Origin of the sequence: Enterococcus sp. DIV1304_2 (assembly GCF_050555445.1) — a bacterium.
Taxonomy (GTDB): Bacteria; Bacillota; Bacilli; order Lactobacillales; family Enterococcaceae; genus Enterococcus_B; species Enterococcus_B pernyi.
This window is the reverse complement of record NZ_CP187851.1, coordinates 821155-846329: the sequence shown is the minus strand read 5'-3', so window position 1 is coordinate 846329 and position 25175 is coordinate 821155. Positions and strand designations below refer to the sequence as shown.

21 protein-coding genes are annotated in these 25175 nt (G+C 39.1%); 3 read left to right on the top strand and 18 right to left on the bottom strand.

Features of this window, described 5'->3' with window-relative positions; translation table 11 throughout:
- Positions 1-13: 13 nt before the first annotated feature.
- The 4 genes from IGJ14_RS04005 to sfsA all read right to left on the bottom strand — a co-directional run bounded on the left by IGJ14_RS04005 (position 14) and on the right by sfsA (position 5813).
- Positions 14-2716 carry a sigma 54-interacting transcriptional regulator gene (locus IGJ14_RS04005; protein ID WP_019722910.1) on the bottom strand — a complete coding sequence of 901 codons (2703 nt, stop codon included), beginning with the start codon at positions 2714-2716 and terminating at the stop codon, positions 14-16.
- A gap of 62 nt (positions 2717-2778) precedes the next feature.
- The gene (locus IGJ14_RS04000; protein ID WP_019722911.1) at positions 2779-4056 is read right to left on the bottom strand and encodes a DEAD/DEAH box helicase; all 1278 of its coding nucleotides are present in this window, start codon (positions 4054-4056) and stop codon (positions 2779-2781) included.
- Entirely contained in the window at positions 4056-5069 is a 1014-nt protein-coding gene (locus tag IGJ14_RS03995; RefSeq protein ID WP_010735966.1) for a Gfo/Idh/MocA family protein, read from the bottom strand. Before IGJ14_RS03995 ends, IGJ14_RS04000 begins: the two co-directional genes overlap by 1 nt.
- 15 nt (positions 5070-5084) lie before the next feature.
- Positions 5085-5813 (bottom strand): DNA/RNA nuclease SfsA, encoded by a 729-nt coding sequence (gene sfsA / locus IGJ14_RS03990; RefSeq protein WP_019722912.1) that lies wholly within the window; start codon positions 5811-5813, stop codon positions 5085-5087.
- Positions 5814-5986: 173 nt separating this feature from the next.
- Between sfsA and IGJ14_RS03985 the strand changes: the two genes are divergently transcribed.
- The 3 genes from IGJ14_RS03985 (at position 5987) to zwf (ending at position 8896) form a co-directional block, all read left to right on the top strand.
- Positions 5987-6331: a DUF4828 domain-containing protein gene (locus IGJ14_RS03985; RefSeq protein ID WP_019722913.1), complete on the top strand. Its 345-nt coding sequence runs from the start codon at positions 5987-5989 to the stop codon at positions 6329-6331.
- A 379-nt stretch (positions 6332-6710) separates the two neighbouring features.
- On the top strand, positions 6711-7358 hold the full coding sequence (locus IGJ14_RS03980; RefSeq protein ID WP_010735969.1) for a metal-dependent transcriptional regulator: 648 nt from the start codon (positions 6711-6713) through the stop codon (positions 7356-7358).
- Positions 7359-7372: 14 nt separating this feature from the next.
- Positions 7373-8896 carry a glucose-6-phosphate dehydrogenase gene (gene zwf / locus IGJ14_RS03975; RefSeq protein ID WP_029593992.1) on the top strand — a complete coding sequence of 508 codons (1524 nt, stop codon included), beginning with the start codon at positions 7373-7375 and terminating at the stop codon, positions 8894-8896.
- Positions 8897-8987: 91 nt separating this feature from the next.
- On the opposite strand, the gene ileS is transcribed toward zwf, so the two are convergent.
- From ileS to ftsL, 14 genes are all read right to left on the bottom strand, one after another.
- Complete coding sequence (gene ileS / locus IGJ14_RS03970) at positions 8988-11780, bottom strand: isoleucine--tRNA ligase (protein ID WP_195273379.1); 2793 nt, start codon at positions 11778-11780, stop codon at positions 8988-8990.
- A gap of 245 nt (positions 11781-12025) precedes the next feature.
- A complete protein-coding gene (locus IGJ14_RS03965; protein ID WP_019722916.1) occupies positions 12026-12733 on the bottom strand; it encodes a DivIVA domain-containing protein in 708 nt (235 codons plus the stop codon).
- Positions 12734-12753: 20 nt separating this feature from the next.
- Entirely contained in the window at positions 12754-13536 is a 783-nt protein-coding gene (locus tag IGJ14_RS03960; protein ID WP_065095675.1) for an RNA-binding protein, read from the bottom strand.
- A gap of 35 nt (positions 13537-13571) precedes the next feature.
- Positions 13572-13841, bottom strand: coding sequence for a YggT family protein (locus tag IGJ14_RS03955; protein WP_430608299.1), 270 nt, complete (start codon positions 13839-13841; stop codon positions 13572-13574).
- A 30-nt stretch (positions 13842-13871) separates the two neighbouring features.
- On the bottom strand, positions 13872-14471 hold the full coding sequence (locus tag IGJ14_RS03950) for a cell division protein SepF (protein ID WP_019723316.1): 600 nt from the start codon (positions 14469-14471) through the stop codon (positions 13872-13874).
- Positions 14471-15157, bottom strand: coding sequence for a YggS family pyridoxal phosphate-dependent enzyme (locus tag IGJ14_RS03945; RefSeq protein WP_019723317.1), 687 nt, complete (start codon positions 15155-15157; stop codon positions 14471-14473). Before IGJ14_RS03945 ends, IGJ14_RS03950 begins: the two co-directional genes overlap by 1 nt.
- A 15-nt stretch (positions 15158-15172) precedes the next feature.
- Positions 15173-16420 carry a cell division protein FtsZ gene (ftsZ, locus tag IGJ14_RS03940; RefSeq protein ID WP_104775502.1) on the bottom strand — a complete coding sequence of 416 codons (1248 nt, stop codon included), beginning with the start codon at positions 16418-16420 and terminating at the stop codon, positions 15173-15175.
- A gap of 21 nt (positions 16421-16441) precedes the next feature.
- Positions 16442-17770, bottom strand: a complete 1329-nt coding sequence (gene ftsA / locus IGJ14_RS03935; RefSeq protein WP_019723318.1) for a cell division protein FtsA — start codon at positions 17768-17770, stop codon at positions 16442-16444.
- Positions 17771-17924: 154 nt separating this feature from the next.
- Positions 17925-19100 carry a cell division protein FtsQ/DivIB gene (locus IGJ14_RS03930; protein WP_065095672.1) on the bottom strand — a complete coding sequence of 392 codons (1176 nt, stop codon included), beginning with the start codon at positions 19098-19100 and terminating at the stop codon, positions 17925-17927.
- A gap of 14 nt (positions 19101-19114) precedes the next feature.
- On the bottom strand, positions 19115-20203 hold the full coding sequence (murG, locus tag IGJ14_RS03925; RefSeq protein ID WP_065095671.1) for an undecaprenyldiphospho-muramoylpentapeptide beta-N-acetylglucosaminyltransferase: 1089 nt from the start codon (positions 20201-20203) through the stop codon (positions 19115-19117).
- An 18-nt stretch (positions 20204-20221) separates the two neighbouring features.
- Entirely contained in the window at positions 20222-21592 is a 1371-nt protein-coding gene (gene murD, locus IGJ14_RS03920) for a UDP-N-acetylmuramoyl-L-alanine--D-glutamate ligase (protein WP_065095670.1), read from the bottom strand.
- Between the two features lie 12 nt (positions 21593-21604).
- Positions 21605-22567 (bottom strand): phospho-N-acetylmuramoyl-pentapeptide-transferase, encoded by a 963-nt coding sequence (mraY, locus tag IGJ14_RS03915; protein ID WP_066026042.1) that lies wholly within the window; start codon positions 22565-22567, stop codon positions 21605-21607.
- A 16-nt stretch (positions 22568-22583) separates the two neighbouring features.
- Positions 22584-24776: a penicillin-binding transpeptidase domain-containing protein gene (locus tag IGJ14_RS03910; protein ID WP_195273377.1), complete on the bottom strand. Its 2193-nt coding sequence runs from the start codon at positions 24774-24776 to the stop codon at positions 22584-22586.
- On the bottom strand, positions 24777-25175 hold the full coding sequence (gene ftsL, locus IGJ14_RS03905) for a cell division protein FtsL (RefSeq protein WP_010735984.1): 399 nt from the start codon (positions 25173-25175) through the stop codon (positions 24777-24779).

Here is a 25175-nt window from a genome sequence, read left to right as displayed (position 1 = left end):
TGTGTAATTTCAATCATTTTTTTATTTTATTTTCTATAAACATTTGTGTGATAAAAGCAATTTCATGTTCTGGGATTTTCACACCATATTTACGTTCGATCCCGATCAAATTCGTTCGAACAATATCCATTTCTAAGCGATACATTTTTGCAAAAATGGGGAAATCATCAAATGTACGCAATTTTTCATGTTTGATTAGACCATCAATCAAAAAAGCAACATGGATCACGATACCCGTATCCACACCTGGTTCAACGATGATCGATAAGTCTGTTTGGATTTGTTGGATCGCTTTTTGCAAAGCTTGAATCAAACGCTCAACAGATGATATCGCATTCAATGAATCTTTTAATGAATCAACAATTTTTGCTGTCGGAACTTCGTCATCTGCGATACGTTTCAATGTATTGAGTTTTTCATCATCGAATACGTCATAGGCAGAAAAGAATGGGATATTTTGATAATCTACCTCAACAGTTCCGGCAATCGCCTTGATCTCATATTCTTCCAATAACGCATCAATGTGGCGTTTAAATGATTCACGTTCCAAAAACTGCATTTGGATCACTTCAACTTTATCCTGATTGATAACGGGCACAATTCGTTGATACAGTTTTGCTGCCACACCTTCTCCAGTAAAACAAGTCACGATCACTGCTTTTTTCCGTTCGTTCATTTCCTGCTTTTCGATTTTAAATTGATCTTTGACAATCGATTCAAAAGACATTTGGATACTTTGGTAGATATCTTCTAAGCTTCTACCAACATTTGCCATCCGGATTGCTTCGATGACGATCATGGTACTGGTCATTGTGATTGCTTTTGTACGTATCCCCGTCTCTTCATAGATCAAATCGCTGAATGTGTTCAGTGAACCCATATCAGTCAGTAAAATCAACCCATTTGTTAAATTGCTTTGACGATTCTTTACATATTTCAATACTTCTTCGTACATGGATTGAACTTCCATCTCTAATGGCATATTGAACGCTTGACCGATCGTTGTTCCGAGTAAAGCTTGCGCCATCTCCAACATACTTGAAGCGGTTTGTCGCCCGTGCATCAAGACTAACACGTCGACTTTATTTTCTTTGACTGGTTCACTTTCTCCGAGGTTGATCGATAAAAACATACTGATAAAGCCAATTTCATCAAATGGTATCTCTACTTGTTGATCTTCTTCAATGATCGTAGACAAATCGATTGCAACTTGAAATTCTTTTTTGAACTTCTTTCGTATATTATTCAAGTCTGGATGAACGATCATATGTCCATCTTTCACACGATCCAACGTACTTTGCAAATGTAAGGCAAAGGCAAAGCGTGCTTTTTGGTTATAGATTCGGTCTAGTCGTTTCTCAGCAACATCGTATAGCTCATTTGTCAAACGCCAGATGTCTTCTGGAAGTAAATCTTTAGGAATCGTACTTTTCGTCAATTCTTTGACATACGTTTGAAAATAGGCATCAACATCTTTCGAGATCAACGCCTCAAGATCAATATTTTCGCCACCCGTTTCAGAAAGCGACATCACCTTTTCTTCAATATCATTGTACACTTGCATATTTCTTTCTGGGTCCCGAGACCAAACCACATCAGCGAATCCTGGCTCAAATGTCAAATATTGACTCTTACTATCCATGAAGCGATCTAATCGTTCAGGGACTTCTTTGATTCGTAATAATCCTTTTTGGACTTGCAGGGATAACTCTTCTTTTCGAATAACTAATTTTTCTTCTTGGTGCATACGATAATGAAGAAATGACTTAGCACAGACTAATTTCAGGTCACGTTTCACTTGCCCGATATTTCCCTCTGCGTCGTATAACATAAAAGCTAAAATCGCTTCTTTTTCAATATCGATCCGCTGATTCAAGCGATTCGCTTCTTGCTTGATAAACAAGGAAATGATTTCATACCGCTCATCTAATGAACGAGAGGCCAGATTTGGCAAAGTGATTGCCATCGGTATCCTGCGGTTAAATGTCGTCAAAAAACTTTCAGATGATTCTGTCGTTGCTCCGATGATCTGAACAGACGCCTCATGGACTTGTGCGCTCTCCCCTAATGGGCGATAAACGCCTTTGTCGATAAACGTGAAGAGCATCTCTTGCCCTTCTGGAGGTAAGCGATGGATCTCATCTAAAAATAAGATCCCCCCATCTGCTTTAGCCATCAAACCTTGGCTATCTTGTGTTGCACCTGTATAAGCACCTTTTTTTATTCCGAAGATATGTCCAAACAACAACTGTGGGTTTTGCGCATAATCTGCACAATTAAATGAAATAAATGGGGCATCTGGAGAAAGCATTTCCGAATCGATTGCAAAATGGTACATACATTCAGCAAACATCGATTTCCCTGTTCCTGTCTCCCCAAAAATAATCGTATGCAATCCTCTTGGCGGATATAAAATCGCTGCTTTAGCCTGTTGGATACTTACTTTTAATGATTCATTCTCCCCTACTAGGGTTTCAAAAGTGACTTGTGTAGAAGCGTCCACATGAACTTTATCTGAAGCTGTTTTTTTGGGAGGCATAGAATAAACTACAGGTCTGCCAGTGCTTTTCACGATGTAATGCGCTTTATATAAATCACTTAGATAACGACTTGCATTACTACGATCAATCTCTAATTGCTTCGCAACATCCGTTGCTGTCAATCCTTGATGATTTTCCGTAAGTAAATCCAAGATTTCTTCCTGTCTTTCGTTCATGCTAACTCTCCTTTAACCAAACGACCTGTTTCCATTTTCAATATAATAACACAAAAAGGCGCTTATTTGCGCCTTGCTCCTTTATTTTTATCTTTTTTATGCTTGTTTTTGTGTTTTGTTTTAGGAGAAGAAGCAACTTTTTTTGTAACTGTTTCACTTGCTTCTTTTTTTCCTAATTCTTTCTTTTTTGGGAGCATTTTTGTTGGGGCTTTTTCAGGAGCTTCTGTCTGTAAGCCTCCCCCATAAATAAATAATTCAGTGAGTTCTGTTTCTGTTTGTCGAGCCATTTTTTTTAAGTCTCTTAGTGTATGTTCATTCACAAAGGTGATGACTTGTCCTTCTTGCCCCATTCGACCAGTTCTACCTGCACGATGCAAATATGATTCTTCTGTCATTGGAACGTCGACATTGACAACATAAGGCAGTTCCGCGATATCTAGCCCACGAGCAGCTACATCCGTTGATAACAACATGCTGATTTTGCCTTCTTTGAATTGATTCAATGCCGCTTTTCGTAACAGCTTGTTTTGGTCAGATGCTAAACTCGCCACGCGGATTCCTCGATAACTCATTTTTTCTTCCATCATGCCTAACTCACTCAACTGGTTGAAAAAAACAAGAGCTTGGAAACCTTCTACATGGGCTAGTCTTCTTAAATAATCTTCTGTTTTTCGTGCCGGGACACGAATGAAGTAGTGACTAAGTCCTTTTCTTGAATCATCCATTTTAGTGACATCGATGACTTTCAGCGATTGTTTAGTCAACGCTTCGATTTGCTCGATCGAACGATCGGCTGTAGCTGAAAAGAAAGCTAATTGATAGTCTGTTGGTGCTTGATGCATGATTTGATCGATAAATGGTCGATTTCCTTCATCAAACAGCTGATCCGCCTCATCAAATACGATTGTTTGGATTTGATGAGCCTTTATTTTTTTTTGTTTCATCAACTCTAATACACGACCTGGTGTGCCTACCAATACTTCCGGTTTCTTTTTTAGTCCTTCGATTTGGCGTTTGACATTTGCGCCGCCCACAACAGATTGGACAGAGATTGCTAAATCTTTTGCCCATTCACGGGTGACCTCAGCAACTTGGATCGCCAATTCTTGCGAAGAAGCAAGGATCAATAGGGTACTTGCCTCTCCTTTTTTCACATTCAATAGTAACGGCCATAGATAAGCTAAGGTCTTACCTGAACCGGTTGGAGAAACAGCAATTAAGCTTTTACCTTCTTTTAAGTCAGTGAATACTTCTTGTTGGATAAACGATGGGACAGTGAACCCTTTTTCTTCCCATTTGTTTTGCCAATTAGTTGGAAAATGTTTTACAAAATCAGTCATTACTCAGTTCCCTCTTTATCTGCATCGAATTCGATCCCACCACTGATTCGCAAATCATAAACGACTTGATTCACGTTTCGTGCAAGTTCGACCCATTCTTCATACTGTAATCCCCATTGTGGATCTTTAGGGTTCATGATCACATTCGCAAAATCTTCTGCCTCTTCACTCATTGGATTTTCAGAAGCTACGATCTCTAATTTTTCAATTTGTTCGTGGTTACGATCATGGTACTCTGCTTGCTCAATTGCATTGACGCCATTCATGATCACTGTTCCACTATCAAAATAAATCTCGGAAGGTAGATATGAATCACCAATTTTGCCCGGTTGGATTGCTACATCAAAAGTAGCATAGCGCAAGATCCCCCAACCTAATCCATCAACACCTGTAGCTATTTTTCTAGGGAAATAATGGACTTCTTGCGGCTTGCCAAACCAACCTACAGCTGCGTAGACAAGGTAAACGCCGAGATCCATCATTGCTCCACCTGAAAAACGCGGAGAGAAAATATTCGGTTCTTCCCCATCTAATACTTGATCATAACGAGAAGAATATTTCATATAGCTGAAATTTGCGCCAATGATCTCATCTTTCAAAGGTAAAAATTCTGCAATTTTTTTAAACCCAGCTTCATGGATATTTCGCGCGGCTTCAAAGAAAAAGACTTTCTCTTGGTTTGCCAAATGAATGATCTCTTCCATTTCTTTTGGTGTACTAAATGCCGGTTTTTCTACAATCACATTTTTTCCTGCCAAAATTGCTTGCTTCGCATGCTGAAAATGCAAACTATTTGGCGAAGCAATATAGACCGTATCCATGTGTTCTAACTCAAAAAAAACAGTTAAATCTGTTGCGAATGCGATATCGCCTTCATATTCTGCGCCAAATTGTTGCGCTTTTTCTAAATGTCTTGAATAAACAGCTGTTAGTTCATACTTACGTGTCGCTAATGCTGCTTGAACAAATTGATGGGTAATCCAATTTGTACCGATTATACCTAAATGGATCATCTTTACGCCTTCTTTCTATAAATTAGGATCTTCAAAAACTGTATTTAGGTCAAATGGGATTGCTTGTTTCAATACCACTTGTTTTTCTGTTACTTGACAATTATATACGATTACTTGAACACCTGCTTGTTGAGCAAAACGAAAAGCAGTAGCTAATTCTGGTTGCATCTGTTCATGGATCGTTGCTTGATGCAAGTGTTCAAATTGTGCAATAAAAAGAATATAGGTCTCATAGCCTTCTTGATGCGCGCGGATCAATTCATTGACGTGTTTAAGTCCACGAATGGTCGGTGCATCGGGAAAAGCACCTATTGCTTTGTTTTCCAGGGTCATCCCTTTGACCTCTACAAATGCTTTTTGACCGCAACTTGTTTCTAAATAAATATCGAATTTAGACTTTCCAAAGGTCACTTCACGTTTGTAGAACTCAATATCACCATTTAAATTTGGTAAGTGGATCGTCCCATCTAAAATTCCATCAATCGCTAATCGGTTTGGTAACTGACTATCGATATTGAACCACTGCTGCTCTTTTTTTACAGCAATTAGATCATAGGCAGTTTTACGTTTTGTTCCAGGAATGTGTACTAACGCCACCTCTGCACCAGGAAGCAACAACTCTTTGCCTCTACCTGTATTCTTAACATGAGTTTTGACTACTTCTCCTTTTTTGTTCAAACAAAAAGCAATAAAGCGATTTGGTCGTTCAATGAAGTAAGCAATTTCAACATCTTGGTAGTCCAATAGTCATCACCTGTCTCCCTACTACTGTATCCTACCATATTTTTACTAAAAACACTTGAAAAACCAGTCGAAAGTCTTAGAGAAATCATGCACTTTCTTTAGTAAACTATAAGAAAAGGAACAATAAGCAAAATATGCTTTTATCATAAATGAAGACAAAGGAGTGGAAAAAAATGAAAAAAAGAATCATCTATATCCTACTTGCCGGTATCGCAACACTTGCTGGAAAAAAAGTACTCGATCATAAAAAGAAAGAAGCACAGGTCGATCATTTGAATAAATACTGTGGAACTTGGTCATTTACGGATACCAGCCAAACACACCATGAACTGACCATCCATTCTGATTATTCTTTTTGGCTTGATGACCGTTCTTTAGGAACACTATTAGTCGAAGTAACCTCCGAAAAATTGATTGTTAGAGATCAGTACGGCTTTTACCTAACGTTTTCTTACAACGACATGTTACTGTACGATGAAGCAATTGATTCCGCTTATTTATTATCAAAAAAATCATGATTATCCTAGCTTAGTAGATGTTACACTGCCAATCACTTCATTAACGTACTTCTTTTTTATAAAAACGAGACAAAGGGTTTAGAAAATTGCTGTTTTCTAAACCTTTTGTCTCGTTTTACAAGTTTCATCCATGCAATTTCCTCTAGGTCACAACGATCGAACAAATTATGCTATGATAAGAGCAAAGTACTTTTTAATTAGCGGCTATTTGATCACTATACATCTCAAACAACTACTTAGAAAGATGGACAAACGATGGCATACGAAAAATAAAAAAACCGACATTTCCGTCCTATTTTTTTCGCATAAAATAGTCAATTTGTGTTTTTTTTGTTACACTTACAAGTGATGGTTTCTTACCATGAAAGGATGATCGCATATGACACCAAACCGAGAAGATTATTTAAAAATCATTCTGGAATTAGGCGGTGACACAACAAAAGTCAATAATAAACAAATCGTTTCTAGCCTAGCAGTGTCACCTGCTTCAGTAAGCGAAATGATTTCTAAACTCGTTAAAGAAAAACTAGTCGAACACTCTCCTTACCAAGGTGTACAATTGACTGATAGCGGACTGATAAAAGCAAGTAGCCTGATACGTAAACATCGGTTATGGGAAGTTTTTTTAGTCGAACATTTAGATTACAACTGGAATGAGGTTCATGACGATGCTGAGGTCCTTGAGCATGTGACTTCTGAACAGCTTGCGGATCATTTAGAAAGTTATTTAAATCATCCTAAACATTGCCCACATGGAGGCATTATCCCTAAAAAGGAACAGGTTGTCCATGAAGAGCGTCGTCAAACACTGGAATCCTACCCAGTCGGTACCAAAATTCGGATTGCTCGTGTCCTTGATGAAAAGGAATTATTAGACTATTTAGTCACAATCGATGTCAATATTGATGAAACTTATGAAATTACTGATGTAGCGGCCTATGAAGGACCAATCACCATCCAAAATAAAACTAAAAAAATTCCTGTCAGCTTTAAAGCCGCCAGTACAATTTTTGTTGATAAACTGTAAAGGAGATTACCCAAATAATGAATGAAAAAAACGTATTATTTACTATATTTGGCGGTACAGGAGATTTAGCACAACGTAAATTGTATCCTTCCCTTTTTCGTTTATACAAAAAGGGCAACTTGAGCGAACATTTTGCTGTGATCGGTACAGCACGTCGTCCTTGGAGTGATGAACACTATCGTGAAGTGGTTAAAGGAACAATCGAAACATTGAATCCTTCTGCCGAAGAAGCCGAACGATTTGCTAGCCATTTTTATTACCAATCTCATGATGTCAATGATTCTTCTCATTACCAAACATTAAAAGAATTATCTGATCGTTTAGATGAAAAATACCACTTGAATGGTAATCGAATGTACTATTTAGCCATGGCTCCACAATTTTTCGGTACGATCGTTTCACATTTGAAATCTCAGAAAATCATCACTGAAACTGGCTTCAATCGATTGATTATCGAAAAACCTTTTGGTTCTGATTTCCATTCAGCCTTTGAATTGAATGAAAAAATTCGACAAGTCTTTCCAGAAGACGATATTTTCCGTATTGACCATTATTTAGGTAAAGAAATGATCCAAAATATCTCTGCGATTCGCTTTGCCAATAATATTTTTGAGTCTCAATGGAACAATCGTTACATTGACAACATCCAAATCACTTTTGGTGAGAGTTTAGGTGTTGAAGATCGTGGCGGCTACTATGACCACAGTGGTGCGTTAAAAGATATGGTCCAAAATCATATCCTTCAAGTATTAGCATTACTTGCGATGGAACCACCCGTTGCCTTTTCCGAAAAAGAAATCCGATCAGAAAAAATCAAAGCGTTAAAAGCGATTCGTATTTATGAAAAAAAAGAAGTCTTAGAAAATTTTGTACGTGGGCAATATGCTGCAGGTCAACTAGATGGCCAGACATTCAAAGGCTATCGTGAAGAAGACAACGTTGATCCAGAATCAACAACTGAAACATTTGTTGCTGGAAAATTCACGATCGATAATTTCCGTTGGTCTGGCGTACCGTTTTATGTACGTACTGGGAAACGTCTTACTGAAAAAGGTACACGAATCAATATTGTCTTTAAACAAGTACCTGTCAATGTATTTAAAACATCGATCGACGAACCTTGTAATGATCCAACGTTACCACCAAATGTTTTGACTATCTATATTCAACCAACAGAAGGTTTTTCATTTACATTAAATGGAAAAAAAGTTGGTCAGGGTTTTGCAACAGATCCAATCAAATTGGAATATCGCAATAGTGCTGAAATGGTCGAAAATAGTCCTGAAGCCTATGAAAAGCTTATGTTAGATGCGTTGAATGGCGATAGCACAAACTTCTCTCACTGGGAAGAAGTCGCACAATCTTGGCACATCGTTGATGTGATCCGCCAAGTTTGGGATCAAGTACAACCAGATTTCCCAAATTACAAAGCTGGTTCTATGGGGCCTGAAGCAGCATTCGAGCTTTTAGAAAAAGACGGGTTCGAATGGATCTGGCAACCAGATCATTGGTACCGTGAACGTGGAAAATTGGATTAGTCACCAATCACTTGTTATTCGCTTAAAAATACTTTTTTATATATCAAAAACAACCAAACACAAAATGTGTTTGGTTGTTTTTTACTAACTTTTATTCAAAACCTTCTGCGACTGCTTCTGGGTAGAACGCTTCAACAAGCTGTGCACAACGTCCGCATAAGTGTGGTAATTTTTCATCAGTTCCAACATCTTTACGGATTTGACGGCAACGATCACATGTTTCACCTTCTGCTTTTTCGACTAAAATCGCTACATCATCAAAGACTAAAGCATTCTCAGGCGCTTCAGTGTTTTCTGGCATAATCGTAAAGTAGTCTGGTGAGACGATCAATAATTGAGGAATGTCAGCAGCAACTGCTGTCAATAATTGATTCACCTGTTGATTTGGATAGATCGTTAATTTTGCTTCTAATGATTTTCCGATCAATTTACTATTTCTTGCTTCTTCTAGTGCTTTTAAGACTTTATCACGGAAATCCATGAAGGCTGCCCATGTATCTAACAACTCATCTTGGTTAGCATATTCAACATATCCTGGTAGCTCACTTAATTGAACATAAGCTTCTTCTTCTTTTAAGAATGACCAGATTTCCTCTGTTGTATGAGGAATGATCGGTGTCAATAATTTCGTTAATGAAACAGCCGTTTCATAAAAAACAGTTTGCATACAACGACGTTGATGATCATTTTCTGCTTCAATATAGACCACGTCTTTCGCAAAATCCAGATAGAAAGAAGAAAGATCCACTGTCAAGAAGTTCATCACCGTGCGATAGATTTGCATAAAGTTATACTTATCATATCCTTCTTCACGGATTTCTTTGATGACTTGATTCAAACGAACTGTCATATATTTATCAACTGAACGACGATCTTCATACGCTACTGCATCTTTCTTAGGATCAAAATCATCCGTATTTGCTAATAAGAATCGCATCGTATTTCTGATTTTCCGATAAACTTCAGCAACCTGACCTAAAATATCCATTGATACACGAACATCTGCTTCGTAGTCCACACTAGATACCCATAGACGGAGGATATCCGCACCAAATTGTTTGATCACTTTATCTGGAACGATCGTATTGCCTAATGATTTACTCATTTTTCGACCTTCACCATCTAATGTGAAGCCTTGTGATAAAACTGATTTGTATGGCGCAACGCCATTGATTGCGACACTTGTTGTAATACTTGAATTGAACCAACCACGGTATTGGTCAGAACCTTCAAGGTACATATCCGCCGGGAAAGATAACTCAGGACGTTGACGTAAAACAGCTTCATGAGAAGAACCTGAATCAAACCAGACATCCATGATATCTGTCTCCTTCGTAAATTCGCCATTTGGTGATCCTGGATGCGTAAAGCCTTCTGGTAGTAAGTCCTTCGCTTCTTTTTCAAACCAAATGATTGAGCCATGTGCCGCAAATAATTCAGCGACATGTTCAATCGTCTCAGGTGTAATGATTGCTTCACCATTTTCAGCATAAAAGATTGGTAGCGGAACGCCCCAAGCACGTTGACGTGAGATGACCCAATCGCCGCGATCACGTACCATATTGTAAAGACGTGTTTTTCCCCATGGAATGATCCAATCAACTTTTTCCACTTCATCAAGGATGTTTTGGCGGAAATCATTGATTGAAGCAAACCATTGTGGTGTTGCACGATAGATGACAGGTTTTTTAGTACGCCAGTCATGTGGGTAACTATGGGTGAAGAAATCTAATTTCAGCAAAGCACCTTTTTCTTGTAATAGATCCGTGATCATTGGATTGGCTTTGTCATAAAAGATCCCTTCAAATCCAGGTGCTTCATCAGTAAATACACCTTTAGAATCAACTGGCGAAACCACAGGTAATTTGTAACGATTTCCAGCAATATAGTCATCTTCCCCGTGCCCAGGTGCAGTGTGGACTAATCCAGTACCTGCATCCAAGGTCACGTGATCGCCTAAGATCACTAAAGATTCACGATCATAGAATGGATGTGTCGCTGTCATGTATTCCATCTCTTGTCCTGCAAATTCTTTTAAGACTGTGACTGTTTCCCAGCCAATTGCCTGTTGCACCGTTTCCATCAAATCTTTGGCAACGACAAATTTGCGACCATCAGCTTCTACTAAGACATACGTAAATGTTGGATTTACAGCAATCCCTTGGTTAGCTGGTAATGTCCATGGTGTCGTTGTCCAAATAACGAAAGCAGTATCTTCATCCAAAAGGTCTTTGCCATCTTTCACAGTGAAAGCGACATAGATTGAAGGAGATTTGACATCTTTATATTCAATTTCAGCTTCAGCTAATGAAGATTCACTAGATGGTGACCAGTAAATTGGTTTTAATCCTTTGTAGATATACCCTTTTTCAGCCATTTTACCAAACACACGGATCTGTGCAGCTTCATAGGAAGGATCTAAAGTGACATAAGGATTTTCCCAATCACCAGCAACGCCTAAACGCTTAAAGTCTTCCCGTTGTTTGTCTACTTGTGAAAGGGCGTATTCACGACATTTTTCCAAGTATTCAGCCATCGTCATTTCTTTTCTTTTGATCCCTTTGTTCGTCAGCACTTGCTCAATCGGCAAGCCATGCGTATCCCAACCGGGAACGTACGGCGCACGAAAACCAGACATTGATTTTGAACGGATGATGATATCTTTACTGATTTTGTTTAAAGAATGCCCTAAATGGATATTTCCGTTTGCATACGGGGGGCCGTCATGAAGAATAAAGCTCGGTTTGCCTTCATTCAACGCTTGTCTTTGTTGATAGATTTGATTTTCTTCCCATTCTTTTTGCCACTCACCTTCACGGTTCGGCAAATTCCCACGCATAGGAAAACTTGTTTTTCCTAATTGCAAGGTTTCTTTCATTTTCATATAAACACTCCTTAGCTTTAGTTTACAGAACGCAAAAAAGGCATGTTCATCCTAGGGACGAACATGCCGTGGTACCACCCAAATTTAGTTACGATCGTAACTCTCAAAGACCGATAACGAGGTTAACCGCTATTTCTTACTATCGTTCAGAAATAAAACAAGTAGAGGATCTTTCACTTTGCAGGGTCTTACCAATCTTACACTGTCATTGGCTCGCTTTAAGAATGTCAAAATGCTTTTCTGTTCTACTCTTCTTCGTATTCTCCAGGAATGATCGAAAGATCGATTGCTTGCGTATCAAAAGCAGTCACTGGAGACTCGTATACTCCTGTTTCAGAGTGTACATCACTTTCAATTTCATTGTCAAGCTGTTTTGCCAAAACTTCTTTGATTACTTCATGGCTGTCCGTTACATAACTAGAGAATGGTTGTAAGATCTCATCCCATTCTGGACTTTTCACTTGTTCAAGTTGTGATTCTAACATCAAGCTGATTCGTTGATGGAATACACGTGTTTTCTTCTTCAAATCTTCTGTTTCTGTAGCTAGTTGTCTTGCTTTTTCAGTTGCGTCTGTCAAAATACGACGTGCTTTTTCTTCTGCATCCGTTGTTAATTGATGTGCGCGTTTTTCAGCGTTTGCTACCATTTCGTCTGCTTTATTTTGCGCAGAAGTCACGATCACTTCTGATTCTTTACTTGCGCTTGTTTTTACTTTGTCGGCTGTATCTTGTGCCACGATAATCGATTGATTCAACGCATCTTTCAGTTCATTGAAGTATTCAAGTTTTTCTTCTGAATGCTTCACTGCTTTTTCTAACTCACGATTTCTTTGTGTTACTTCTTCGTAATCACGAACAACTAAATCTAAGAAATCATCTACTTCGTCTTGATTATATCCCCGCATTTTTGTTGGGAATGTTTTATTTTGAATATCTAATGGAGTTAAAGCCATGAGTAAACCACCTTCTTGTTTTATTTACGTAATACACCAAACAACACCCTGCACTTGTCTTTCTTTGTTTTCCCCTCAAGGTCTTGGATTTGTATTCTACCATATCCTCTGATCGAAACAATATCTAATAACTCAAGCAAAAAATCCGGTTTCGTATTTTCTGTCCAATTCACTTTTACTTTCCCCGATTCGATCAGTTGCTTTGAACGCTGTCTTGAAATATTATAAATTTCCGAAATCACACTATCCAGTCTAAGTGAACTGACCGTACCTCTTTCTTGAGTCCAGCTGTCTTTTGGCAAGATCATATCTGTGTAATTGATCTCCTCTAAGCGAACAGCCACTTTGCCAATTTTAGTCACTTGATTAACGACAAAATGATCGATTTCGTCTGCAATGAAAACTTGCCATCGGTCATCATCTGAAATAATATCACCGAAGTAAGAACGTTTGATCCCTGTGCCAACTAGTGTACCTAAAATCTTTCCATGACTCAAACTGGCAAATTTACTTGGGTAATGGATTTCATATAACGACATTTCAAAATCATCGTCAACTGGTTCATAGTAGTCTGGGAAAATCAAGCATCTTTTCCGTTCTGCTTGCTCATAGCCACCGTATAATTGAAAACGCAAGTCACTATTTTGACGAATCAAGGTCTCCAAGATGTAACATTGTCTTGGGTCAAGAAATTCTGTCAGATAAGGTGCATACTGACTCTGGACCTGTTCGATCCAATCTCCAACAGAGTCAATAAACGGACGTTCATCTACTCGGAAATGCTGATACACATTCGTATCCACTTGATTCCCTCCTATATATCCCTGGTTGTTCTACACTAAATAGCTAACGTAATCATCCATAAAACGATATGCTGCAATCCTTGGACAGCAAGATTTAAAATCACAATTGATGCTAAGATCGTAAAATCCATTGGTCCAAATCTTAAAGGCAAACGATCGAATAGGCTGATATATGGTTCACAAATCTTTGCTAATATACGTCCAAGGCTAGATTGATACCCTCCTGGAAACCAAGATAGTAACGCATAAACTACTAGGATCATGCTATAAAAGTATGCAGCACGTGAAATTAAATTAAGTAACATAAAAAGAATATAAATGTTTGCTCCTCCTCTTTACAGATCAAACATACTTCCATCTGCGAAAGATTGAGCCGTTGAACTATCGATTTCCAGACCAGCTGGTGTGCAAAGGAAAATCTCATCACCTACTCGTTTGATATCGCCGTCTAACGCATAGACTGTCCCTGTTAGGAAATCCACGATACGTCGAGCCTGCTTTTCTTCTACTAACCGAAAGTTGACTAATGTTGCTTCTCCCGCAATGATCCTTTTAGCAATCGTCATTGCTTCAGAGTAGGCACGAGGTTCCATCACTGTGATTTTTCCTGCTAACTGTGTGTTAGGTTGAACAGATGGTCTCGTTTGTCGTTGGTCTTTTTGCGTATTTTTTGTAGAAGTTTGATGTAATTCGATAATTTTTTTTGTTTCGTTCGTCGGCGCATTCTCACGACCAACCGGACGAGATGTCGTCGTTGGGCGTTGTTTTTTTTCAATCGGCTGTGAAACAGCTGGAGAATGTTGTTGATACTGTGTGTTTGATTTAGTTGGCTGCTTAGCAACCTGTTGTTGTTCAGGATAATCTTCGTATTCGTACTCTTCTTCATCAGCTAATCCGAAAAAATTAGCAATTGCTCCCCTGTTTAAAAGTGGCATTATTCTTCCTCCTCGTCTTTGAATAGCGCTGTTCCTACACGGATAAATGTAGCTCCTTCTTCAATTGCAAGTTGAAAATCTTGGCTCATCCCCATGCTCAGTTCGGTACATGGTGCATGTGTGTATTGTTTTGATTGGGCAAGATCACGCAATTCTCTCAGCGTTTCAAACACTTTACGAATTTGTTCAGCAGAAGCGTCCTTCGGTGCCATAGTCATAAGTCCCACTACCTGTATATTTGGATAGGCTGCTAAAGATTCTAAGAAAGGTAGAAGCTCCGCTGGTGAGATACCGTGTTTCGATACTTCACCAGACACATTGACTTCCACAAAACAAGCTAGCTGTTTTTCTAATCTTTTTTGGATTTCTTCTGCTAATTTCAAACTGTCTAACGCATGAAAGTAATCAATTTCATTTACAATCAATTTTACCTTTCTGCGTTGTAAATTACCAATTAAATGCCACTTCACTTCAGAATATTTAAGCAAATCTTGTTTTTTTTGCAACAATTTATCGACACGATTTTCTGCACAATGTGTGACTCCAGCATTGATTAATTCTTCAGCTTGGAGTGATTCTACAGATTTTGTAACAGCTACTAATGTCACTTCTTTCGGGTCACGATGAACAAGAGCACACGAATCCTGAATGTCTTGCTTGATATTCTGCAAGTTGTCAGCAATCATGTGCTCTTCCTCCTTTTATTTTTTACGACGGAAAAACGGCGGTGTATTCAATTCGTCGTCACCTTTTGTTTTTGTTTCTTCACGATTGAATGTATCAAATTCTTTTTTCTCAATAGTTTCGTAATTAGACTCATCCACTTTTGGACGAACATTTTGTTCGCGACGGATGTCCCAATCACCAAAACTGCTTTCATCTTCAGCAGTAATTGGTTTTGCTTGGTCCATGTCTAATCGATTGCTTTGAGCAGAAGATTGCGTTTTAGTTGACGTTTGTCTAGCTGGACGACTAGACTTCCGTTCCTTTTTTGTTTCATCAATACCTGTAGCAATGACCGTTACACGGATTTCATCGCCCATTTCTTCATTGATCGATGTACCTAAGATGATATTTACATCGCCAGTTGCTGCATTTGCTACGATATCTGAAGCATCTTGTGCTTCGAATAACGTCATATCCAAGCCACCAGTGATGTTCAATAGGACTTGTTCTGCCCCATCGATCGATGTTTCTAATAATGGAGAAGAGATTGCTTTCTTCGTTGCTTCGATCACGCGTTCTTCACCGCTTGCTACTCCGATACCCATCAAAGCAGTACCTTGGTTTGCCATCACTGTTTTCACATCAGCAAAATCCAAGTTTACGTAACCTGGTGCAGTGATTAGATCAGAGATACCTTGCACACCTTGTCGTAAGACATTATCTGCCTCGCGGAATGCTTCAAGCATTGGTGTCTTTTTGTCAACGACTTCAAGAAGTCGGTTGTTTGAGATGATCAATAATGTATCTACGTTTTCTTTCAAACGTGCGATACCTTCCGCAGCAAAACGGCCACGTTTTGGTCCTTCAAATGTAAATGGACGAGTGACAACACCTACTGTTAATGCGCCTAATTCTCTAGCGATTCCAGCAACGATCGGTGCAGCACCAGTACCAGTTCCACCACCCATACCAGCAGTGATGAAGATCATGTCTGCGCCTTCTAATGCTTCACGTAAAGATTGTTCACTCTCTTCAGCTGCTTTTTGGCCAACTTCTGGTTGTGAACCTGCTCCTAAACCACGTGTGTATTTAGGGCCTAATTGGATCACTGTTTCAGCTTTTGAATTTTTTAATGCTTGAACGTCTGTGTTGGCAGTGATAAATTCAACACCTTTAACGTTTTCTTCAATCATACGGTTTACAGCGTTTCCGCCTCCACCACCGACGCCGATTACTTTGATGACTGCGCCGTCATTGATGTTATTATCAATTGAGAATTCCATGTTTTTTTCCTCCCACGATGATTAATCAAATATATTGGTAAAAAATCCTTTGATTTTACTTGTTACGTTTTCGCCAGAATTTTTTTCTTCTGGTTCTTCGTTATACGTTGTTTCTTCTGCCACATCGTATTGTTCATAAGATGTGTGAGCTTCCGGCTCATTGGTTGTATAATGAACAGGTGCTGATTCCCCCATAACAGCGATTTTAGCTAATTGGTATACTTCACTTAAATTCGCCGAGTAATCAACAATACTGATCACGTTTGTAAATACTGGATTTCTTAGACCCATTTGATTTGGTACATAAAGCTTCACATTTACGCCAAATATTTCCTGTGCCAAATCAACGACACCTGGAAGGCTAGCTGCCCCACCAGTTAATACGATACCACCAGGCAGCTCTAACGCTTCGATTTGATCTAACGCTTCTTTTGCTTTATTGAAGATTTGTTCCATTCGAGCAGAGATCACTTCTGATAGGTAATGTTCATCGACTCGAACAGGTTCTGTTTGGCCGATCACATCTACCGGAAATTCTTCTTGCTCTGAGGTACGTTCTGGATATGCATCCCCGTAATTTATTTTTAATGCTTCTGCATTGTTGAAGGAAGTATTTAAAACAATGGAGATATCTTTTGTGACAAATTCGCCACCTTCTTGATCTAGGCTCGTGAATTTCAACTGTTTGTCATGCATGACAGCTGTTGTTGTTTGTCCGCCACCCATATCGATAACGATTGTACCAAAATCTTTTTCTCCATCCGAAAGAATTGATTCAGTCAACGCTAAAGGTGTGATCACTAATTCATTGACGATCAATCCCGCATTTTCAACACATTTACGAATGTTATGAATGATTGTTTTTGGTCCAGTAAATAATAGACCATACATTTCTAATCTGACACCGATCATCCCACGAGGATCTTTGATGCCTTCGAATCCATCTACCGTAAAGTCCTGTGGTAAAATTGACACGATTTGACGTTCAGGAGGTATTGAACGAACCAGTGCAGCTGAAGCCACATTGCGGACATCTTCATCGGTGATTTCTTTTGAATCTCCGTTTACTGCAATCATCCCTTGGCAGTTTTCTACTTCAAGCATGTTTGCTGGTAGACCCACGCTTACACTTTTGATTTGAATGCCGGCTTTTTCTTCTGCTTGACGCACTGCTCGCTGTATCGCTTGTACTGTTTTATCGATATCAACGATGATGCCTCGGTTAATCCCTTCTGATTTTGCGTTCCCTACTCCAATAATATTCATTTGGCTGTCGATATATTCAGCCACGACAACTTTGACAGATGTCGTTCCAATATCAAGGCCTACGTACATTCCTGTTTTTGCCATGAATGGGATTCCCTCCTACTTAACTATTCCATATACATGCGAACCAATAACGTCCGTTTTAAAAATATACTTTATAGATATATTCACTGTTTCCAATTTTACCATAAATTACCAGTTTTTAGAAAGTAGATTATCACATTTTACAGTGGTTTTCTTAATTTTCATCTAAACTTGACGAAGATGGGGTCGTATTTTCATTCGTTGGATTCATTTCGTCTTGATTCTCACTTATTTGAGGCTCATCAACGCCTGTTTCTGGAGTAGAAGTTTGATCCGCAGTTTGCGGACTTTCATCTGTACTTTCTTCTGATCCATCTTCTTGCGCTTCTTCGCTATTATTTGAGTAAGGGTAAGAAAAAATCCCTACTTCCATGTCGATCACACCATTTTCTTCCATTTCGCTAGCTACTTGCGCATAAAAATTCATTTGCGTTGCTAAGTTAGTAATATTGACGATCACTTGGTTCCCATCGTTCATATTCAGCTGGATCAAATTTTGATTCGTATTACGCGGCGTATATTTGATTTCCGAAATGGCTTTTTGTAACTCTGGAGATAATTTATTATATTCTTTTGCTAAATCTTTGATTTTTGTTGAGTCAGTAAATCCTTCTAGGATCGGCAAATTTTTTGTTGGACTTTCAACTATTTCATCCAACACTGTTCCATCTTCGATCACAGGGCTATATTTTCCGTCCGTTAAAATCAAAGCAATCTCTTTATATTCAGTGACAGACAGATCAAATGTATTGACACTACTAAAACCGATCGTAGCAGATTTTATTCGAGGCTGCTCTTTTTTCAAATGATCGATGTAACTTTGGCGCTGCCAATACTGTCCCCAAATATGCTGATTCAATGCCAATTGCGTATCCTTCAATATTTCTTCTTTCGAAACAACTTCATTTCCGGAAATAGAAACGCCTTCTAATTTGCTCAACGGGGAAACGTAATAAATCAAAAATAACAAAGGAATCAAAAGAATGGAAATGATTAAACTCAGCCTTTTGTATAAAACTTTGTTTCGATAATTTTTTAAATTAGGCAAGCGATCGATAAACGAACCATTATACGGTCCCCCGTCTTTCTTATGTTCGATTTCTTCATAGTCTAATAAATCATCTTCTTCAACAAGCAGTTCTTCTTTTTTAGGAGGTGTAGGTTCTTTTTGTCCCTCTTTATGCTCGCTTTTTTCACTTGTTTCTGTCTGATGATCTGTGTGTTCTTTATGTTCTTCTAAGTATTTTCGGTTGGCCATTTGCCAAGGCGTCAGCGAGTTTTCATCGTTTGACTTCTCAGGCATTTTTTTTGTTTCTTTTTTCTTACTCATCTATGACCACCACCTTATTCTATGATTAACGATTTTGCTAGTTGATACAAGCGCTCAGACGCATCCGGAATACCTAATGTTTTAGAGGCAGTTGACATGTTTTGTTGCAGTGATTCATCTGTCATGATCTCATTTATCGCGGCACCCAACGAATCACCATCCAACTCTCCATCCGCAATCATCTTAGCCGCCCCAACTCGAACGAGACTCATCGCGTTTTTTGTTTGATGATCGTTTGTCACATAGGGACTCGGGATAAGGATCGCAGGTAACCCTAAGGCAGTCAATTCAGCAATCGATGTTGCTCCTGCTCGACCAACTAACAAATCACTTGCCGCCATCACTTCAGCCATATCATTGATATAAGGTTGGATGCTGATGTTTGCTTTCGTTTCTCCAAGTGTTTCCTTGATGCTTTGATAATAGCGATCACCTGATGCGTAGAGGATCTGATAGTCAGTAGCAGTAAACGTGCCTAAATAAGAAGTAACGGCTTGATTGATTTTTAATGCCCCTTGGCTCCCACCAAAAATCAAAACTGTTTTCTTCTCAGGATCAAGATCAAATTTTTTTAGAATATCTGTTTTCATCGTATCTGCAACTTCTTGTGCTCGCGGGTTACCGATTAAAACTGATTTTTCCTCCGGGAAAAAAGTTGCTGCATCTTTAAAAGAAAGCGCGATTCGATCCACATAACGACTTAGAAATTTATTTGTCATCCCCGGCACACTATTTTGTTCATGGATGATTGTCGGAATCCCTAACTTAGCAGAAGCATACACAACTGCCCCAGAAACATACCCACCGGTTCCGATCACGATATCTGGTTGAAATTCTTTTAGTATTTTTTTCGCTTGATGGATACTTTTTAAGAATAATTGGATCGTTTTGACATTAGCTAGTGAAAACTTTCGCTGAAATCCTTGGATCTCTAAGGTATGAAAAGGAATCCCAGTGGTTGGAACGATTTTGTTTTCCAAACCACGTTTTGCACCTACATACATAAACTCGGCGTTCGGCTCTTGTGTTTTCACATAATTGACGAAGGCTAGCGCGGGATAGATATGTCCACCGGTTCCTCCACCTGTTACCAAAATTTTCATAGTTATTATCGCTCGTTTCTACTTTTCTATTTTCAATTTTCTAACGGCTTCCATAAAGCGATCACCACGGATCTCAAAATTAGGATATTGATCCCAACTTGCATTGGCTGGTGATAATAAAACCACCTCTCCTGGCTCGCTATTTTCTAAAGCTACAGGAACCGCAGCTTCCACAGACTCTGCTGTGCAGATCGTTGGTATGCCCGCTTTTTCACCAGCATCCTTCAATTTCTCTTTGGTTTCACCAAAAGTGATCAATCCCTTCACACCTTCAAGTGATGGAATGAGTTCATCAAAGCTATTGCCCCGATCAAGTCCACCGGCGATCAGAATCAATTTTTCTGGTTGAAATCCGCTTAATGCCATCTTGGTCGCTAAGATATTTGTGGCTTTCGAATCATTGTAAAATTTACGTCCTTGGACCTCACCGACATATTGTGTACGATGTGGTACGCCATGAAAATGACTCAATGTTTCTTTAATTTCTTCATTTGAGATATTGTATTGTTTTGCAACAGTAATAGCTGCTAACGCATTTTCGACATTGTGTGCCCCTGGAACACCTATTTCTGAGATCTCCATGACTTTTTCTTTGTCGTAATAAATAACTCCTTCAAAAGAATAAGCACCTGTCTCTAAGACTTGATCTGTCGCAAAAGGTAACACTTTCGCTTTTGTTTTTTTACTTAGTTCCTGTAATTCTTTCTGATTCCAATTCAGTACAAGATAATCCTCTGACGTCATGTTTTTTTGCAAATGCCATTTAGCTTTGACGTAGGCTGGACGAGAGCCATGATAGTCGATATGTGCTTCATAGATATTCGTGATCACTGCAATGTGGGGACGAAGATCAGTAATCCCCATCAATTGAAAACTTGAAAGTTCCATAACAATCTTGTCTTCCGGATTAGCTTCTTGTGCCACACTACTTGCAGGGAAGCCAATATTACCAGCTAAACGAGTGATACCTGCTGATTTCCCCGCATTCAACAATAACCCAGTCATTGTTGTCGTCGTCGTTTTTCCGTTGGTGCCTGTTATGCCGATAATTGGGCATTCCGCTACTTCGTAAGCCAGTTCAACTTCCGTAATTACCGGAATACCCATTTCTTGAGCTTTTGCAACTAATGGATGTGTGTAAGGAATACCTGGATTTTTGACCAGCATTGAAAATTTTTCATCTAATAATTCAATTGGGTGACTACCAGTCACTACTTTGATCCCTAAAGAAAGCAATTCTTGTGCTTCAGGATTTTCATCAAACGGTTTTCCGTCATTAACGGTGACAAGTGCGCCCAGTTCATGTAATAACTTGGCCGCACTGAATCCACTTTTTGCTAATCCTAATACAAGGACTTTTTTATTTTCATAAGTTGTTATTTTTTTCATTCTCGTCATCTCCTACCATACGATCCACAATGTGATTAATGAAGTAATTACACTTGTTATCCAAAAGACAGTATCTATCTTCCATTCAGACCAACCACTCATCTCGAAATGATGATGGATCGGTGACATTTTAAAGATTCTTTTACCAGTCAATTTGAAAGAAGATACTTGTAACATCACGCTAGCTGTTTCGATGACATACATCAGACCGATCAATAGTAATGTCCATTCCTGATTGAGCATGATCGAGATTGCTGCTAACAATCCTCCTAATGCTAAGGAACCGACATCCCCCATGAATATTTTGGCAGGCTTGCGATTATAGACGAAAAATCCTAGTAAACCACCTAAAACACTCAAGCAGATAATTAAGACATCATACTGCTGTTGGTGCCAAGCGATAACTGCGTAGGTCAAAAAAGAAATACTTCCTAATCCAGCTACTAAGCCATCAATACCATCTGTTAAGTTAACAGCATTGGAAAAGCCAACTAACCAGAAAATCGCGAATAATCCGTACAACCAACTTAATGGAAGATCAATTCCAAAAAAATTCAGTGTTCCAGGGTATCCTTCACCACGATAAACGAGATAAAAGATGATTCCCCCAACAATTTGGCCAATCAATTTTTGCTTTGAGTTCAATCCCATATTTCTTTTCTTGAAGATTTTGATGAAATCATCTAAAAAACCAATTGCTCCATATAGGGCAAGTACAAAAAGTAGGATGAAAAGAGTAGGCGTCAACTGTTGTTGCCAAGCGCCTACCCAGATACCAGTCAAGAGCGCACTGACTAAAAACACCAATCCCCCCATCGTTGGAGTTCCGGCTTTTACATTATGCCATTTAGGTCCTTCCTCACGAATGGCTTGGCCTTGTTTTTTCATTTGAAAATAACCAATAAATAACGGCATTGTTGCAATCGTCATTGCACAACTACTCGCAATGGGAATTAATGTTTGTGTCAAATCCATGCTCTCTTCTCTCCTATTATTCTTTTAGATGGAAACTTAATGTTTCATCAGATATTTTTTCATAAGGTGCGAGGCTTTGTTCTGTACAGTAACCATCACCGTGGAACGTCACTTCGACACCAAGTATTTTTCCTAATTTCATGATATCCGCCTTTGACCAACCTGTCACATCAGGCATCAACGCAGTACCACCACTATATAGAATCAATTTTTCTCCCGATATCAGCTCATCCCCATTTGCTGTGGATTGCGCTTCTACCTTATTTCCATCGCCAATGACTACTGGTTGCAAACCACTCTTTTGTGCATCAGCAGCGGCAATATCAGGATTTAAATTACGATAGTCAGAAACAGTGATATTTTCCGTCTTTTTCTCTTCTGGCGTAGCTGTTTCCGCTTCTTTGAAATCCATTGCTCGTTTCAGTAATGGGTTCGCAATTTTTGCTAAAGCCGTGCGTTCATACGTCTTAGGATGTTTCATTGTCAGATAAAGGACATATTCGGGATCTTCAGCTGGTACCATTTCGACGATCGAATACAGATATGCGGTATCACCTGTTAGATAACCTCCTGTATCTGAAGCAATCTGGGCTGTTCCTGTTTTAGCTGCAATATTGTATCCCGGAACATTATATACTCCGTAAGCACTACCGTAATTTTCATTTTCTATGACATCTCGCATATACTCACGAACTTTTTCTGTCGTTTCTTTTGAAAATGGCTGTCCTAACACTTCCGTTTCAGTAGAGACTTCTTCTCCAGTATTTGGATCAACGATCTTACTAATGTAACGTGGTTGGATCATCGTGCCGTTGTTGGCGATCGCAGTGAAAGCTTTCATCATTTGGAAATTCGTCACACCAATCGCTTGACCATACGCACTCATCGCTTGGTCAACGATATTAGCAGTTGGTAAAGCACCCGCAACTTCATCATCCAAACCAGAGTGAGTACTTTGCCCAAATCCTAGTTTTTGCAAATAGTTATACCACTTGCCACCTAAACGCTGTTCCAGCATTACCATACCCACGTTACTAGACCATGAAAGAGCTTGACGCATGGTCAGCATTCCTTTTTTACCAAAGTCATGGTCATTGATCGTGGCATCAGCTACTTTGATCTGTCCGGATAGGAAAGACTCATTTTCATCGAATTTACCTTCTTCGATCGCTGCTGCTGTCGTGAAGACTTTGATTGTTGAACCTGGTTCATAAGAATCTTGTACAAGGATGTTACGCCACACAGCATCTTCACCAGTCAACCCTTCCATCGTCTCAGGATTGAACGTCGGGCGTTGACTCATCGCAGTGATCTCGCCAGTTTTAGCTTCCATCAATATCGCAGTCAATTCTTCAGGTTGATATTCTTCATTGACTTGATCCATCAATGTTTCTAAGTAACTTTGCAGACGACTATCAAGAGTCGTATACACATCTTTACCGTCTGTTGCCTTTTCTTCTTCTGCTACAGTACCTGGTAATGGATTTTGGAAATTATCTTTTTGATAGTAGATCTTTCCGTTTTGTCCACTCAAAATATCATTATAAGCAGATTCGATCCCAAGTCGGCCGACCAAGCCATTTTCTTTTTCATCCGGTACCGCGTAACCAATAAAATGGGAAGAAAATACTCCACTAGGATACATACGTGCAGGGTGGTTATCGAAATAAAGCCCAGTAACATCGGCTGCTTTCATTTCTGCTTCGATGTTTTGTTTCGTCTCTTGGGTGATATTACGTCCATAATTCCCAAATTCTACTTGGTAGAGATTTTGCTCGGCTCCATCGCGTAGCACCTTCAAGGCTTTACTTTTTTCCATTGAAAGGTTTTTGCTGATAATATCCGCAAGTGTATCGAAATCTTTTTCTTGTGCATATAATTTTTTGTTTCCAGTCGTGTATGTTTCGGAAAGAATTGCTTTGATCGAGTAAGACGTGGCATCTTCTGCTAGTGCCACCCCATTACGATCAAAGATCGTGCCTCGTTTTGCCTTGACCTCTTCACTACCTTGATAAAGCTGGTTCGTCTTTTCTTCTAGTGATGTGCCAGCCACATGTCCACCGATCACGATGTATGCAAAACGAACGGCAAATAAAAAGAACAATCCAATACTCGTAGCAAATAAAATGATACCTACTTTTTTGCGATTGTTCATCGGATTTAGATTTTTCTTTTCCATAAACCGCCGGAATTTATTTTTAAGACTCATTTACTTCACTTTCCTTAAATTGTCGTCATTGATTGACAACCCTTTTTCTTCTGCGATTTTTTTAACACGCTCGGTACGAGAAAGTTCACTTTTCTCTTGTTCCAAACTGATTTTTTCTTGATTTTTTTCGTTATATTCAACCTGTAACGCACCGATTTGCTTTTCCATACCACTAATATTGGTTCGTAACATCACTGTTAATACGCAAAGTGCGATGACAGAAAAAGCAATACACACTACGGCAAGCTTTTCGAAAATAGAGATTTGCTTCAAGCGTTTTGCTGGAGATTGAGGAAGAACGATTTCTTTCTCTGAGGGTGAATCTGGCAGAGGTTGCTCTGGTAGTTCAATTTCTTGTAAATCATATGGATATTGTTGGACTTTCTTTAGTTCTGCCAT